Annotated in this window: 10 protein-coding genes and 6 tRNA genes; 10 read left to right on the top strand and 6 right to left on the bottom strand. The window is 44.7% G+C overall.

All coding sequences use genetic code 11. The features are described from left to right. Positions 1 to 23: 23 nt before the first annotated feature. A tRNA-Ser gene (locus tag AB4249_RS17355) sits at positions 24 to 114 on the top strand. A 116-nt stretch (positions 115 to 230) separates the two neighbouring features. Here the strand turns inward: AB4249_RS17355 and ilvY are convergent. Then, positions 231 to 1121, bottom strand: coding sequence for an HTH-type transcriptional activator IlvY (gene ilvY, locus AB4249_RS17350; RefSeq protein WP_017061966.1), 891 nt, complete (start codon positions 1119 to 1121; stop codon positions 231 to 233). Positions 1122 to 1267: 146 nt separating this feature from the next. Between ilvY and ilvC the strand changes: the two genes are divergently transcribed. Next, a complete protein-coding gene (gene ilvC / locus AB4249_RS17345) occupies positions 1268 to 2752 on the top strand; it encodes a ketol-acid reductoisomerase (protein ID WP_017055697.1) in 1485 nt (494 codons plus the stop codon). Between the two features lie 274 nt (positions 2753 to 3026). Here ilvC and ubiK read toward each other — a convergent pair whose 3' ends face one another. The 4 genes from ubiK to AB4249_RS17325 form a co-directional block, all read right to left on the bottom strand. Further along, positions 3027 to 3278, bottom strand: a complete 252-nt coding sequence (ubiK, locus tag AB4249_RS17340) for a ubiquinone biosynthesis accessory factor UbiK (protein WP_009848085.1) — start codon at positions 3276 to 3278, stop codon at positions 3027 to 3029. A gap of 119 nt (positions 3279 to 3397) precedes the next feature. Continuing rightward, positions 3398 to 6520, bottom strand: coding sequence for a multidrug efflux RND transporter permease subunit (locus tag AB4249_RS17335; protein ID WP_048661258.1), 3123 nt, complete (start codon positions 6518 to 6520; stop codon positions 3398 to 3400). A gap of 11 nt (positions 6521 to 6531) precedes the next feature. Then, the gene (locus AB4249_RS17330) at positions 6532 to 7638 is read right to left on the bottom strand and encodes an efflux RND transporter periplasmic adaptor subunit (RefSeq protein ID WP_102332571.1); all 1107 of its coding nucleotides are present in this window, start codon (positions 7636 to 7638) and stop codon (positions 6532 to 6534) included. A gap of 18 nt (positions 7639 to 7656) precedes the next feature. Then, positions 7657 to 8238, bottom strand: a complete 582-nt coding sequence (locus tag AB4249_RS17325; RefSeq protein ID WP_017061961.1) for a TetR/AcrR family transcriptional regulator — start codon at positions 8236 to 8238, stop codon at positions 7657 to 7659. Between the two features lie 180 nt (positions 8239 to 8418). Between AB4249_RS17325 and rep the strand changes: the two genes are divergently transcribed. After that, a complete protein-coding gene (rep, locus tag AB4249_RS17320; RefSeq protein WP_017061960.1) occupies positions 8419 to 10437 on the top strand; it encodes a DNA helicase Rep in 2019 nt (672 codons plus the stop codon). A gap of 81 nt (positions 10438 to 10518) precedes the next feature. Here the strand turns inward: rep and AB4249_RS17315 are convergent, their stop codons facing one another. After that, complete coding sequence (locus AB4249_RS17315) at positions 10519 to 10932, bottom strand: cytochrome c5 family protein (RefSeq protein WP_017063036.1); 414 nt, start codon at positions 10930 to 10932, stop codon at positions 10519 to 10521. Between the two features lie 298 nt (positions 10933 to 11230). On the opposite strand from AB4249_RS17315, the gene AB4249_RS17310 reads away from it, so the two are divergent. The 7 genes from AB4249_RS17310 (at position 11231) to AB4249_RS17280 (ending at position 16289) form a co-directional block, all read left to right on the top strand. After that, positions 11231 to 11307 (top strand) — tRNA-Arg (locus tag AB4249_RS17310). A 48-nt stretch (positions 11308 to 11355) separates the two neighbouring features. Continuing rightward, positions 11356 to 11431 (top strand) — tRNA-His (locus AB4249_RS17305). A 77-nt stretch (positions 11432 to 11508) separates the two neighbouring features. Further along, a tRNA-Pro gene (locus AB4249_RS17300) sits at positions 11509 to 11585 on the top strand. Between the two features lie 44 nt (positions 11586 to 11629). Continuing rightward, positions 11630 to 11705: transfer RNA gene (locus AB4249_RS17295), tRNA-His, on the top strand. Positions 11706 to 11760: 55 nt separating this feature from the next. Further along, positions 11761 to 11837: transfer RNA gene (locus tag AB4249_RS17290), tRNA-Pro, on the top strand. Between the two features lie 1076 nt (positions 11838 to 12913). Further along, positions 12914 to 14641: an ABC transporter ATP-binding protein gene (locus AB4249_RS17285; protein ID WP_017060132.1), complete on the top strand. Its 1728-nt coding sequence runs from the start codon at positions 12914 to 12916 to the stop codon at positions 14639 to 14641. 94 nt (positions 14642 to 14735) lie between these two features. Beyond that, positions 14736 to 16289 (top strand): ABC transporter substrate-binding protein, encoded by a 1554-nt coding sequence (locus AB4249_RS17280; protein ID WP_017631993.1) that lies wholly within the window; start codon positions 14736 to 14738, stop codon positions 16287 to 16289. Positions 16290 to 16449 lie beyond the last annotated feature (160 nt).

Genomic DNA, 16449 nt, shown 5'->3' with positions numbered 1-16449 from the left:
TAATCTGTTGATGACAATTTGTTGGAGGGATGGCTGAGTGGTCGAAAGCACCGGTCTTGAAAACCGGCAACCGTTAATAGCGGTTCTAGGGTTCAAATCCCTATCCCTCCACCACCATTGAAAAGCCCGCTGAGAAATCAGCGGGCTTTTTTCTTATCTGCGATATACATAAATAAAAGGGGAAGGGCACTGACGTGCTCTTCCCTTTTTTGTATTTAAAACAATGACGACTAGTCCGCTAAATATTTCCCTTCTGCAACTTGCCAGAACGCTCGAATTAGAGGGTTATCTAGCTGTGCTCGCTTACAACATACGCCTAACTCAAATGGCTTGATAGGTTCTATCTTTAAGCGGCTAACTTTATCTCTTACTGGACTGTTGTTTATGACCACATCAGGTGCGATGCCAACTCCACATCCTAGTGCCACCATACTTACAATCGCCTCATGGCCAGAAACTTGCGCGTATATGTTGGGTTTTATCTTCATCTTTTTAAACCATGCATTGGCTCGTTCACGCGCTGTTCCTGCTTCTGGGATGATAAAGGGCACTTCATTCCAGTTTGGTTTATCTGATTGCAGCTGCTGGCTAAAACTACTCACACCGGATGGGATGATGACTGACAGTGGTATATCGCTGATGGTTTCGAACTCTAATCTTGAGGGAAGAATGTCTGGCTTCGCTGAGATAGCAATATCTGCTTCATCATTTAAAATCTTGTCGATGGATTGAGCCGGATCGCCTGTAGAGAGCTTAAATTCAATGTACGGATGAATAGCCCTAAATTCGGTTATGAGTTCAGGTAGGTGACTGTAGCTAGCCGTTACTGAACAAAATATACGGATCTCACCTTTAAGTTCTTGCTCTCCGCCCTTCAGGTGAAGGTTATATTGCTGCCACTCTCCCACGATGCTCAATGCTACAGGCAATAGGTGTTTTCCTGCTGGGGTAAGATCAACACTGCGGTTGTCTCTGATTAGCAGTTCTTGTCCTGTTTCCTCTTCAAGCTTTTGTATCTGACGGCTCAGCGCTGAAGGACTGACGTGCATAGCAGCAGCGGTTTTGCTGAAACTCTTGCTGTCGCATAAATGTATAAATAATTGTAGAGATTTTATGTTCATGTTCTGCGATCGTTTCCATGTTGCATTTATTGCAATAACTAATTGTGAATATATCACTTTCAGCAACGGAGTGTCTGTTTTAGTATGAAGTCATTCGATAGAGAGATATCGACCTTACGGACTTATTTTTAAAGGAGTGCCCTAGAATGGCTAACTATTTCAATACATTAAACCTTCGTGAACAACTAGACCAATTAGGTCGTTGCCGCTTTATGGATCGTGAAGAATTCGCGACAGAAGCTGAATACCTTGAAGGTAAGAAAATCGTAATTGTTGGTTGTGGTGCTCAAGGCCTAAACCAAGGTCTAAATATGCGTGATTCTGGTCTAGACGTATCTTACGCTCTACGCCAAGCGGCAATTGATGAAAAGCGTCAATCATTCAAAAATGCTGATGAAAACGGCTTTGTTGTGGGTAGCTACGAAACGCTAATCCCTCAAGCAGACCTAGTAATCAACCTTACTCCTGATAAGCAACACACAAACGTTGTTGAAACAGTAATGCCTCTAATGAAGCAAGGCGCTGCTCTTGGTTACTCTCACGGCTTCAACGTTGTGGAAGAAGGCATGCAATTACGTGCTGACCTTACTGTAGTAATGGTTGCACCTAAGTGTCCAGGCTCTGAAGTTCGCGAAGAGTACAAACGTGGCTTCGGTGTACCAACACTTATCGCTGTTCACCCAGAAAACGACCCTAAAGGCGAAGGTTGGGATATCGCTAAAGCTTGGGCTGCAGGTACTGGTGGTCATCGTGCAGGTTGCCTAGAGTCTTCTTTCGTAGCAGAAGTTAAATCTGACCTGATGGGTGAGCAAACTATCCTTTGTGGCATGCTACAAGCGGGTTCTATCGTATCTTACGAGAAGATGATTGCTGATGGCATCGAACCTGGCTACGCAGGCAAGCTTCTACAATACGGTTGGGAAACGATTACTGAAGCACTTAAGTTTGGTGGCGTAACTCACATGATGGATCGCCTATCTAACCCGGCTAAAGTTAAAGCGTTTGAGCTTTCTGAAGAGCTTAAAGACCTAATGCGTCCGCTTTACAACAAGCACATGGATGACATCATCTCTGGTCACTTCTCTAGCACAATGATGGCTGACTGGGCGAACGATGACGTGAACCTACTAGGCTGGCGTGAAGAGACAGGCGAAACGGCATTCGAAAACTACCCAGCTTCTGACGTAGAAATCTCAGAGCAAGAGTACTTCGACAACGGTATCCTAATGGTTGCTATGGTTCGTGCAGGTGTTGAGCTAGCATTCGAAGCTATGACTGCATCAGGTATCATCGACGAGTCTGCTTACTACGAATCTCTACATGAGCTTCCACTAATCGCAAACACAGTTGCTCGTAAGCGTCTTTACGAAATGAACGTTGTAATCTCAGATACTGCTGAGTACGGTAACTACCTATTCGCTAACGTAGCAACACCGTTACTACGTGAGAAGTTCATGCCTTCAGTAGCAACTGACGTAATCGGCCGCGGTCTAGGTGAAGCATCTAACCAAGTTGATAACGCTAAGCTAATTGAAGTAAACGAAGCTATCCGTAACCACCCTGTAGAGTACATTGGTGAAGAGCTACGTAGCTACATGAGCGACATGAAGCGTATCGCTGTAGGCGGTTAATTAGTCGCTTAGATACTGATAAATTTGCAGAAAAAGCGAAGCAGTATCACTAACTCCTTACAGGTTTGAGTTATAAATAAGCAACACAACATCTAATAAAAAGGCTTGGTCGCCGTTGACCAAGCCTTTTTGCTTTTAGTAACAAAGTCTTAAAAATCAATCAAATGAACATTGTTTGATCAGTCTTCGTCGACTTTCAGGTCTTGATTGATCCTCAGAAATACAAAAGGGTTGGCGTTTTCACACCAACCCTTTCAGTTTTCTTGCTTTGCGCTTACTTATCGGCAATCTTTGCTTCTAAGTCAGCTAGCTTTTGTTCCATTTCAGTTAGCTTTTGGCGAGTGCGAAGCAGTACTTGTGTTTGAACATCAAACTCTTCACGGCTCACAACGTCTAGCTTGTTTAGTTGGCCTTGGATAACTTGGCGAACTTTTTGATCTACGTCTGAACCAAGCTCTTTTACTGGTTGAGGCATAGAATCGTGGATCTGCTTAGCAATCTGCTCTAGTTTTTTTGGATCAAACATATCAATTAAAACTCCTGAATATTTACCACTATTCTATTTAATCACACTTGAGATGTCGCCTATGGCGTATAAAAAAAGGCCACCGAAGTAGCCTTTTTATTGTTAATACGACTTAGCGATTACTTATTATCAGCTAATTCTCTGTGTGCCGCTTTTGCTTCATCGACGCGAGCTAGCTTTTCTAGGTCTTTGTCTTCTACAAATACAGGTAGAGGTTTGTGTTTTTCAGCCAAGTAGCTGTAAATCACTGGCAGTACAAATAGCGTGAAGATAGTACCAATCGCTAGACCAGCAACGATTACGATACCAATACTAAAGCGCTGAGCTGCACCCGCACCACTTGCGTACATCAGTGGGATTAGACCCGCGATCATCGCAGCTGTTGTCATCAGGATTGGACGAAGACGAACTTTTGCTGCTTCCATCACCGCTTCAATACGAGTCTTGTGGTGATGCAGTTGTTCTTCTTTTGCAACCTCACAGATTAATATACCGTGCTTGGTAATCAGGCCGACCAGCGTGATTAAACCTACTTGTGAGTAGATGTTCATCGTTGCCGCACCCCAAGCTAGAGCAATTAGGGCACCACAGATCGCCAGTGGAACAGATACCATGATAACCAATGGATCTTTCAGAGATTCGAATTGAATCGCTAGTACCAAGAAGATGATAGCCAGTGCTAGACCAAAGGTCGCGTAAAGTGCGCTACCTTCTGTTACGTATTGACGAGCTTCACCCATGTAATCGTGGTTGTAGCCACTTGGAAGCTTATTCGCCGCCGTGTCTTCAAACCATGCAATTGCATCACCCATTGCAGCGCCTGGAGCAGGTACTGCACCAATCGTAGCTGAGTTCAATTGGTTGAAGTGAGGAAGAGAGCGAGGCTCTGCCACAACATCAATCGTAATCAAACTGCCTAGTGGTACAGCATTACCGTCCGCAGCACGTACGTAGTAGTTATTCATCGATTCTGGGTTCAAACGGAATTTACGTTCAACCTGAGGGATAACCTCGTAAGAACGACCATTCAAGTCGATACGGTTTACGTAGCCATCTGACATCATGGTACCTAGCGTGATACCGATATCTTGCATGGTTACGCCGTATGCGCCCGCTTTATCCTTGTCGATGTGTACTTTCATCGTTGCTGAGTCGTAGTTTAGATCGAGATCCGAGTATACGAATAGTGGATTTGTCGCTACATCAGTCAAGATGTCAGTGGTAATTTGGAACAAGCTCTCAAAACTGTTTGGCGTTGTAATAACAAACTGAATTGGAAGACCTGAACCCGCACCTGGTAGTTCTGGCATTTGGAAGGCTGTTACTGCCATTCCAGGTACATCTTTCACCAAACCACCAACCCGGTTTGCTACCTCAGATTGGCTTGCTTCACGCTCACTCCAAGGAACCATAGATGCAATACCAAACGCTTGGTTTGCATTAGGAACACCTGTGAACACCTGCGCGTAAGCTACTTCTGGCTGATCAGACAGAATCTTGTTTACGTCGTTCATGGTATTTTGCATGAAGTCTAAGTTCGCATTAGATGGTGCCGTACCCATCAGCATGATTACACCTTTATCTTCTGAAGGTGCTAATTCACTAGGGATGAACTTAAACAGCATCGGCAAGCTTGCAAATACGATGATCGCAAAACCAATGAATACTGGGCGGTGGTTCATTACCGCACCAAGCATACGCTCGTAACGGTTAGTCATGCCATCCAAAACGCTATGAACTTTCTGCTCAAATTTGCTCGGCTCAGCGTGAGCTTTTAGCATTTTTGAACACATCATTGGCGACAGCGTAAGTGCCACGATACCCGATACAAATACAGAACCGGCTAGGGTTAATGCGAACTCTTTAAATAGCGAGCCCGTGATACCGCCCATCATCGCGATTGGAGCGTATACCGCACCTAGCGTGAGTGTCATTGCGATAACAGGGACCGCAATTTCACGAGTACCGATGATCGCAGCGCGGAAAGGGGACTCCCCGAGCTTGATATGCCTGTCGACGTTCTCAAGTACTACGATCGCATCATCAACCACCAGACCGATGGCGAGTACCATTGCCAGTAGCGTCATCAGGTTCCAAGAGAAGCCCATTGCCTGCATTACCATTGCTACACCAATCAACGACAGTGGGATAGTAACTATAGGGATCAGTACCGCTCGGAATGAACCTAAGAACAATGTGATTACGATTAATACGATTAATGCCGCTTCAAGAATTGTCTTGATAACTTCTTGAATTGACTCGTTAATCGCAATGGTTGAATCGTACATTACGTTCATTGAGATGTTGCTTGGAAGGTTCTTCTCTAGCTGAGGAAGAAGCTCAAGTACATCTGCAGCGATGTTGATTGGGTTCGCACTTGGTGCCGCATTAATTGCTGCAACAACCGCCTCCTGACCGTTCGCACTTGCACGATAAACGTCGTGGCTTTTCTCTAGAGAAACCTTAGCGATGTCAGACAGACGGATAATCTCACCTTCACCACTTCTAACGACTAAGTTCTCTAACTCTTCAGTGTTTGATACTTGTGTATCGGCACTGCCGTTATAAAGAACGAATTCGCCAGTAGCTTGACCTGTCGCTGACTGGTAGTTGTTGGCATTCAATACCGACATAACATCAGTAGCAGTTAGGTTAACAGCTGCCATTTTTGATGGATCTAGCCATACGCGCAGTGCGTATTTCATACCACCATAAAGGTCGACTTTAGATACACCATTTACCGTGAATAGTTGCGGGTTGATTACACGCTCTAGGTAGTCGGTAATTTGGCTCGACACCAACTCATCACTGGTAAAACCAATGTAGAGTACAGCTGTCGTTGAACCGGTAGACATGGTTACGGTTGGATCTTCGGCTTCTTTAGGAAGCTGAGAACGCACCGAGTTAGTCTTGGCCAGTATGTCAGACAGCGCCGCATTCGGGTCGGTGTTCAACTTCATGTTCACGGTAATAGTAGAACTACCGAGCACAGAAGAAGAAGTCATATAGTCGATGTTATCCGCTTGAGCCACAGCCTGTTCGAGGGGCTGGGTGATAAAGCCTTGGATAAGATCGGCACTTGCACCGTAGTAACTCGTGGTTACGGTTACGACGGTATTCGTCATTTCAGGGTATTCACGCACCTGCATTTTGAAGATTGCTTGTAAGCCAAGCAGCGCAATCAAAAAGCTGATGGATACCGCTAGAACTGGACGTTTAATAAAAACATCAGTAAAGCGCATTGTGCCTCCAGTTACAGCTTAGGTGTTTCAGATGGTGGAGTGATTGCATCACTTTCAACAACCTTAACTTTGGCACCGTTACTTAGACGTACTTGGCCAGAAGTTACAACCGTATCGCCGGCTTTAACGCCTTCAAGGATGTGTGCAATATCAGCTGTACGTTCACCTACTTTTACAACATGTTGAGTAACGCGTTGAACGCCGTCTTCTTCAGTTAGGATATAAACATTGTCGCCGTATAGAGTGAAAGTAATCGCTGTTTGAGGCAGAGTTACTTGGTTCTCTAATTTAGGCAGAATGATGTTAGCGCGAGCGAACATACCGCTACGAAGCTTGCCATCATTGTTTGGAATGTCTGCTTGAACTTGAATAAGACCACTTTGCACGCTTACTGCAGGTTCAATTGCGCTGATAGAGCCCTCAAATGGGATTTCAGGGTAAGCGTCAACGAAGATATCAACTGCTTGACCCACACTGATGCGAGAGATGTCAGTCTGAGAAACCGTGAAGCGTAGGCGCATAACACTGGTGTCTTCCAGGCGAACAATATCAGTACCTGATTGTAGGTATTGGCCTAGGTAAACATTGCGGATACCAACGGTACCATCGAATGGTGCGCGAATTTCGCGACGATCGATAGACGCTTTTAGACTTTCAATATCAGCTGAAAGAGAGAAGTAGTTAGCTTCTGCTTCATCGTACGCTTCTTTAGAAATAGAGCCTTTCTTGAATAGACCTTGGTAACGCTTGTATTTTGCTTTCGCAGCAGGCAAACGAGCTTCAGAACTCTTAAGGTTGGCTTTCTCTACGTCAGAATCAAGACGTACCAGTTGCTGACCACTCTTAACATCAGTACCCGATTCGAAAGAAATTTGGTCAATAACACCGCTGGTTTCGTTCGCTAGTGTCACACCTTGATTTGGTTCGATGAAGCCGATAGCTTCAATTACGGGAACCCAGTCGATCGGCTGAACTTCAGTTACCGTTACTGGAAACTCGGGTTCAGGGCGGTTGGCCATATACTCAGCAATTTTTTGTTGTTTGAACATGTTAAACCCAATAACGCTGCCGAAAAGTAGTACAGCGATGAGTAACATGAAGAAAGTCCACTTTTTCATTATGGTCAAAACTCCGATCTAGTGTTTAATTATTGCGTCCCAACTGGCTTCGATTGCAGATTCTAGTTCTGCCTCATCAAGTTGGTAAAATCCTAAAGAATGCTTGCGTGCTAGAGAAACACTAGCCGCCAAGCTCAATCCACCTAATACTTCATTGTTAAGTGGTTTAAACAATCCTTGTTCTTTCCCCTCATTAAATAGCAGCTCAACTTGGGCAAACATCTTACGTTCTAGTTCCCTGAAGTTTAGGCTATTTGTGATGGGTAGAGAGTCATACTGAACCCGATTTTTTATTGCGGCTAAATTCGTTCCTGCTAAGTTCCATATGTTCAACCACATAGTACGGTAGCGTTGTTTAATTGGATCCGAATCATTAACCCCTTGTTGAACAGCATCAGCTACTCTTTGAGTCACGAGCATTCGAACATCTTCTATCAAATGCTCTTTATCATCGAAGTAGCGATAGATAGTGCCTGCAGCCACTCCCGCTTCTTTGGCTAATTTTTGCATTGAAAGGCCTTGGAAACCGACCTCTGCAATTAGCTTTTCAGCTGCAGAAAGTATTTGCTGGCGTTTATCCCGAGGTGCATGAGTTGTCATATTTCAACCACCAATGAATGAACGTTCATTCATTATAGCCTAATAACCACACACATGTGCAACAAAGTTTTACATAATCAGCGTAAAAATCTTGTATAAGAGAACGTAGCATTCGTGCTGTTGCAGCATTATTATAGGCGCGCAATTGAATTCGCCCCTCTAGACCAAACTGAGAATCAAATGAAACTGAACCCAAGACAAGATGAAGCCGTGAAATATGTTTCGGGCCCCTGCTTAGTATTAGCGGGCGCTGGATCCGGTAAAACACGTGTTATCACCAATAAAATTGCTTATCTGGTTCAGGAATGTGGCTATAAGGCGCGTAATATTGCGGCGGTGACCTTTACTAATAAAGCGGCACGCGAGATGAAAGAGCGTGTTGGGCAAACTCTAGGTAAGGGCGAATCGAAAGGGCTGATTGTTTCGACTTTTCATACCATGGGCTTAACCATCATTCGCCGTGAATACAAAGCGCTGGGTTTGAAAGCGGGTTTCTCTTTGTTTGATGACCAAGACCAGTTAGCTTTGTTAAAAGAGTTAACAGAGAGACAGATCGATGGTGATAAGGATTTGCTACGCGCTTTAATGAGCACCATTTCGAATTGGAAAAATGACATGCTGACGCCAGATCAGGCGAAAGCACGTGCTCAAGGCGAACAAGAGCAGTTGTTTGCATTCTGTTTTGAGATGTACCAGAAACAGATGAAGGCATACAACGCACTCGATTTTGATGATCTGATCGCGATGCCTGTATTACTACTGAAAACCAATCAAGAGGTGCGTGAGCGCTGGCAGTCGCGTATCCGCTATTTACTGGTCGATGAATACCAAGATACCAACACCAGCCAATATGAGTTGGTTCGTTTACTGGTGGGAGAGCGTGGTCGCTTGACAGTAGTAGGTGACGATGACCAATCTATCTATTCATGGCGTGGTGCAAAACCGCAAAACTTGGTGTTGCTGGGTGAGGACTATCCGAATCTTCGTTTGATCAAACTCGAGCAAAACTATCGTTCAACCAGTCGAATCTTACGTGCGGCGAACATCTTGATCGCCAACAACCCACACGTTTATGAAAAGTCACTGTTCTCAGAGATCCCAGACGGTGAAAAGCTCAAGGTACTGAATGCTAAGAATGAAGAGCATGAAGCAGAGCGTATTACCGGCGAGATCATCGCCCACAAGTTTTTGAACCGTACTGAGTACAAAGATTACGCGGTGCTTTACCGTGGTAACCACCAATCGCGCTTAATTGAAAAAGCGCTGATGCAGAACCGCGTGCCCTACAAGATCTCTGGCGGAACCTCTTTCTTCGCTAGAGCCGAAATTAAAGACATCATGGCTTACCTACGAGTGTTGGTGAACCCTGATGATGACAACGCCTTCCTGCGTATTGTAAACACGCCTCGCCGAGAGATTGGTCCGGTGACGCTTGAGAAGTTAGGCAGCTACGCCAATATGCGTGGCAAGAGCTTGTTTGAAGCCAGCTTTGAGATGGGCTTAGAGCAGACACTGACGGGGCGTGGTTTAGAAAATTTGCGCCGCTTCGGTGACTGGATTGTTCGTATCTCAGACAATGCCGAGCGTGGTAATACGGTTGAAGCCGTTCGTTCTTTGGTTCGTGACATCAACTACGAAGATTGGTTGTACGAAACCTCAGCGAGCCCGAAAGCCGCTGAAATGCGAATGAAGAACGTCTCTGATCTGTATAGCTGGATTGTGGCCGATCTTGAGGGTGACAACTACGATAAAGAAGAGAAAACCCTGCGCGAGGTGGTTCAACGTTTAACGCTGCGCGATATGATGGAGCGTGGTGAGGATGATGACGATGCAGATCAAGTCCAATTAATGACATTGCATGCATCGAAAGGTCTAGAGTTCCCATATGTATTCCTGATGGGTGCAGAAGAGGGCATCTTGCCGCACCAAACCAGTGTCGATGAAGGCAACGTAGAAGAAGAACGTCGTCTTATGTATGTGGGGATTACTCGAGCGCAGAAAGAGCTGACTTTTACTAAGTGTCGTGAACGTCGTCAATATGGTGAATTAATAAAGCCAACACAAAGCCGCTTCCTCGATGAGCTGCCGCACGATGATGTGGAGTGGGAAAGCGTTAAGAAGCCTCAATCCGCTGAAGAAAGAATGGAAAAAGGGCAGGCGCACATTGCGAATATTCGAGCGATGTTCAACAAGAAGTAATGCCCTACTTTAATCGCACTATATAGAAGCCAATAAAAAAGGTGACCATGAGGTCACCTTTTCTGAATCTGGCATTTTTAATTACAGACCGGCAATCATGTGCTCGATAGCATCTTTGATTTCGTCGTCTGAACAATCCATACATGAACCTTTCGCTGGCATCGCATTGAAGCCGTTGATTGCGTGGTCAGCTAGAATGTCGCGACCTTGAGCAATGCGAGGACCCCAGTCACCAGCATCACCTGTTTTAGGTGCGCCACTTACGCCAGATGCGTGACAAGCGATACAAAAGGTACCGTAAACTGCTGCGCCATCACGAGGGCCTGTTGGTTCTGCGGCTACTGGCTCGCTGCCGACTAGGTAAACTTGGCCAACTGGTTTGATGCGTTCAGCAATTGCATCGTGCTCCGCTTCGCTTAGGCCTGCAGCCATTGCGCCAGTTGAAAAGGTTAAAACTGCGATGACAACGCTTAAAATTCGACGAGACATATCCATTAAACTCACTTTACATTCCCAAGGTAAGTACATGCTTACCAATTTATAGTGTTGGAAGGGTGTTTTGGCTTTAACCAGCAAAGAGCAACTGTTAAACCAATGTAAATAATGGGTGATTATATCCCGATAAGTTGTTGCAATAAACAACAACTTATAAGCTGTGGCGGGTTGTAGTACTCAAATAAGGGGTTTATCACATATTAACTGTCGAAAAAGAGACCAAACAGAAAAAAAAGTTAAAAAAGTACTAGACGGCATTGGGTGATATACGTATTATTCCACTCCGCCGACAGGGCATGCGCCTGTAGCTCAGCTGGATAGAGCGTTGGCCTCCGGAGCCAAAGGCCGAAGGTTCGAATCCTTTCAGGCGCGCCATCCGGTCTCTTACTTCGGTAAGTGAGAAATTGGCAAAAAGAAATAATGGTGGCTATAGCTCAGTTGGTAGAGCCCTGGATTGTGATTCCGGTGGTCGCGAGTTCGAATCTCGTTAGCCACCCCATTCTTTCTTTACAAAATATCGGTAGCTTCGGCTTCCAGTGTTGATTCATTATTCCCAAGAGTCGATACAAAACTAGTCGGTGAATAGCGCAGCTTGGTAGCGCATCTGGTTTGGGACCAGAGGGTCGGGGGTTCGAATCCCTCTTCACCGACCACTATTTCAATAATCGCTTTTAAGCGGTTATATAAAAAATTAGTGGTGGCTATAGCTCAGTTGGTAGAGCCCTGGATTGTGATTCCGGTGGTCGCGAGTTCGAATCTCGTTAGCCACCCCATTAATTTTGGTAGCTTCTTTGAAGTTCCCAGTTTGAGAAATCAAACGAAACGTCTCGGTGAATAGCGCAGCTTGGTAGCGCATCTGGTTTGGGACCAGAGGGTCGGGGGTTCGAATCCCTCTTCACCGACCACCTTAAGAAAGCTCATCAGAAATGATGAGCTTTTTTTTCATCTGTAGATCACAGGTTGGAACCCAAGTGGGGTTCGCCTGATGTTCAAAGGATGTCTCTTCACTGACCGCCTTTATGAAAGCTCATCAGAAATGATGAGCTTTTTTTTCATCTGTAGATCACTAGATAGGAACCCAAATGGGTTCGCCTGATGTTCAAAGAATGTCTCTTCACCGCTCACTTAAGAAGCATCATCAGAAATAAGAAGCATCATCAGAAATGATGGGCTTTGTTGCATATGTCGTGTCAGTATTCTTCAATTATTGCTTCTCACAGTGTTGAATTGGTCCAGTTCGACTCGCTCCTCTTTAATAAACTCCTTTTAGAAGCAAGAATCTCACCTTCGATCTCCTCGATTATTACGTCTGTATGGAGGTAGTTCATTTATCAAACGGAAAGATCTATATCTAATTTTATATAAAATAACCACTCAATAATTCGACAAATTAATAGGTCTGGTCTAGAGATTTTTGTGAAAAGTTGAATTTGGCCCTTAATCTGCTCACTAACCCATGTATTTGACAGCTTTCTACGCATTTGGTCGTTCAAAACTCCTCAGATTTATTAAGCCTTTCGTTTCTCTGGTTTTTATTTATCAAAAAAATACAAACGGTTAAATGTATGGTTACTTGGAATGTATCTAGTTGTTTTATTTGTTTAAATTAACAAAGTTAGCGTTTGTTTCCATAGTGTTAATTGTTTTTTGGAATAATTATTTGTTTTTATTGAATGGTAGTGAGATCTGCTTTGAAGCACAGGTTTAACTCTACAAGTAAGCAGTGGTAAGGAGTTTGTGAGTATTTCTTGCCGATAATATAATGTTGATTTTTCTTACCATATGCTCTCTGGGTGAATAGTTATGTGGCACTTTTGCTTGCTAAGCGTTTAATGTCGACTTTTTATCCTATTTTTGTTGCTTTTCTGTGAATTATTTGCCAAATTGTCAACCGTATAAAATATCAGAACAATATTCTGGTAAGAATGGATTCAATTTTGCAGACAGGGCAGAAAGCTGCCAAAGCAGTAGAGGTCTGGTAATGTCACTTTTAGAAGTAAAAAATCTTCGTATCGAATACCCATCTCGTCATGGAGTTCACGCCGCAGTTAAATCACTTTCGTTCAACATTGAACGTGGTGAGATTGTTGGTGTTGTAGGCGAGTCTGGTGCAGGTAAATCAACAGTAGGTAATGCTGTGATCGATTTGCTGAGCCCTCCTGGCCGCATTGCTAGCGGCGAGGTATTTCTGGATGGCGAAAAAGTCTCTGGTTTATCTCCTGAACAGATGCGTTCTGTTCGCGGCTCAAAGATTGGTTTTATCTTCCAAGACCCAATGACTTCTCTTAACCCTCTATTCACAGTAGAACAGCAGTTAAAAGAGACGATTCATGCCAACATGAAGGTTTCGGATCAAGAAGCCTACCAGCGCTCATTAGACTTGATGAACCAAGTGGGTATCCCACAACCAGAAAACCGTTTAAAGCAGTACCCTCACCAATTCTCTGGCGGTATGCGTCAGCGTGTGGTTATCGCGATCGCATTGGCAGGTGAACCTGACCTAATCATCGCAGATGAACCAACAACAGCACTGGATGTTTCTATCCAAGACCAGATCTTGGGTTTGATTCGCGACCTATGTATTAAGAAGAACGTAGGTTGCATGTTGGTCACGCACGACATGGGCGTGGTATCTAACGTTACCGACCGCGTAGCCGTTATGTATCGTGGTGACTTAGTTGAGTTTGGCCCAACAGCGAAAGTTCTGGGTACTCCTGAGCACCCATATACACACAGTCTTATCTCTGCGGTTCCTCGTTCGGATCGCAAACTCGATCGTTTCCCTCTTGTTAGCTACATCGAAGAAGCACAAGAGATGGAACCATTGGATGTGAAGAACCACTGGTTAGGTCAAAGCCAAGATCACCGTGATTACACTGGCCCTCTGTTGAACGTTGAGAACGTAAACTTACGCTTTACTACCAAAGATTCTTTCTTTGAGAGCCGTCGTGAGTACGTTCAAGCATCAAACAACGTGAGCTTTGAAGTGCATGAAGGTGAGACGTTTGGTTTAGTAGGTGAATCAGGTTCAGGTAAATCAACGATTGCTCGTGTGATTGCTGGCTTGTACGCACCAAACTCAGGCAAGGTAACGTTTGAAGGCGTTGATCTTACTGGTCTGAAATCTGAAAAAGAACGTCGCCCTATGCGTCGTCAAATGCAGATGGTTTTCCAAAACCCTTACACATCAATGAACCCTCGAATGAAGATATTCGACATCATTGCTGAACCTATCCGATTCCATAAGCTTACTCGCAACGAAAATGAAACTCGTCAGATCGTGAACGACCTGCTAGAGCACGTGGGTTTAGGCAAAATGGCTGGGGTGAAGTACCCACACGAATTCTCAGGTGGTCAACGTCAGCGTATTTCTATCGCTCGCGCTTTGGCGACTCGCCCACGTCTTTTGATTTGTGATGAACCAACATCGGCACTGGACGTGTCGGTACAGGCTCAGATTCTTAACCTACTAAAAGACTTACAAGACGAGCTAAACCTAACCATGCTGTTCATCAGTCACGATCTACCGGTTATTCGCCAAATGTGTGACCGTGTTGGTGTGATGCAGATGGGGACATTATTGGAGGTTGCGCCAACGGAGCAGCTGTTCCAATCACCTCAGCATGAATACAGCAAACAACTGATTTCTTTAATGCCTGAATTTACAGGCTTAAGAGAAGAAAAAGCAGTGGCACAAGCCGCGGTATAAAAATCAGCAGGCTGGAGTTTAGCTTGCTAACAACAATAAACAGACGCAAATACAACAACTAGGGATCTGGATTCCCGCATGAAGGAGTTATGCAATGAAAACCATGAAAAGCAAATTAGCAGTAGCTTTAATGGCAGCTGGCCTAAGCTTTAGTGCAGCAGCAGCAGATATTACCGTTGGCTACGCAGCTGACCCAGTATCACTTGACCCGCACGAGCAGCTGTCTGGTGGCACACTGCAAATGTCTCACATGGTGTTTGACCCTCTAGTACGTTTCACTCAAGAGATGGATTTTGAAGGCCGCCTAGCATCTAGCTGGGAGCGTGTTGATGAAACGACTTTCCGCTTCAACCTACGTAAAGGTGTGAAATTCCACTCTGGTAACGAACTGACTGCTGATGATGTTGTGTGGACTTTTGAACGTCTACAAGCTTCTCCAGACTTTAAGTCTATCTTCACGCCATACGAAAAAATGGTAAAAGTGGATGACTACACAGTTGAGCTAGTATCAAAAGCGGCTTACCCACTAGTACTACAAACAGCAACTTACATCTTCCCAATGGACAGCAAGTTCTACTCTGGCCAAACAGCGGAAGGTAAAGACAAGTCTGAGCTAGTTAAGCACGGTAACTCGTTTGCTTCGACTAACGTTTCAGGTACTGGCCCATTCATCGTAACTCAACGTGAGCAAGGCGTTAAAGTAACGTTCGAGCGTTTCAACGATTACTGGGACACAGAAACTGAAGGCAACGTAGACAAGCTAACACTTGTGCCAATCAAAGAAGACGCAACACGTGTTGCAGCACTTCTTTCTGGTGACGTAGATATGATTCACCCAGTAGCACCAAACGATCACAAGCGTGTTAAAAACGCTAAGAACATCGATCTAGTAACGCTACCTGGTACTCGTATTATCACGTTCCAAATGAACCAAAACAGCAACGAAGCTCTTAAAGATGTTCGCGTTCGTCAGGCGATTGTTCACGCAATCAACAACGAAGGTATCGTTAAGAAGATCATGAAAGGCTTCGCAACAGCCGCTGGTCAGCAAAGCCCAACAGGCTACGCGGGTCACAACGAAGACCTAGTTCCTCGTTACGATCTGAAAAAAGCGAAAGAGCTGATGAAAGAAGCGGGCTACGAAGATGGCTTTACGCTAACTATGATGGCACCAAACAACCGTTACGTGAACGATGCGAAAGTAGCGCAAGCGTCTGCGGCAATGCTATCTAAGATTGGTATCAAAGTTGATCTTAAGACTATGCCTAAAGCACAGTACTGGCCTGAGTTTGACCTATGTTCAGCAGATATGATGATGATCGGCTGGCACTCAGATACAGAAGATTCAGCTAACTTCAACGAGTTCCTAACTATGACTCGTAACGAAGAAACTGGCCGTGGTCAATACAACTGTTCTGGTTACTCAAACCCAGAAATGGATGCGATCGTAGAAGCTTCTAACACTGAAACTGACCCAGTTAAGCGTTCTGAAATGCTGAAAGGCGTTGAAGCAACACTTTACAACGACGCAGCATTCGTACCGCTACACTGGCAAAGTGAAGCGTGGGGCGCGAAGTCTAATGTAGGTGCAGCAGACGTAGTAAACCCAATGGTTATGCCTTACTTCGGCGACCTAGTTGTAAAATAATCTAGCTTGCTAGAATCGAGAGCCTGAAGCTTTTCAGGCTCTCAAATTATTAAGAAATAGATTTAAGTTTCGGTATTTGGTCTTCCTTCAGTCTGGCTAAATACCTTTTTTAAGACTGAATTTTGTTATCTAGTCGCGGATTTCGACTAGATAGTCATGG

Source organism: Vibrio sp. 10N.261.55.F4, from assembly GCF_041470465.1.
GTDB classification, from domain to species: domain Bacteria; phylum Pseudomonadota; class Gammaproteobacteria; order Enterobacterales; family Vibrionaceae; genus Vibrio; species Vibrio crassostreae_C.
Note: the sequence above shows the minus strand (reverse complement) of the source record. Positions and strands in the feature narration are given on the sequence as shown.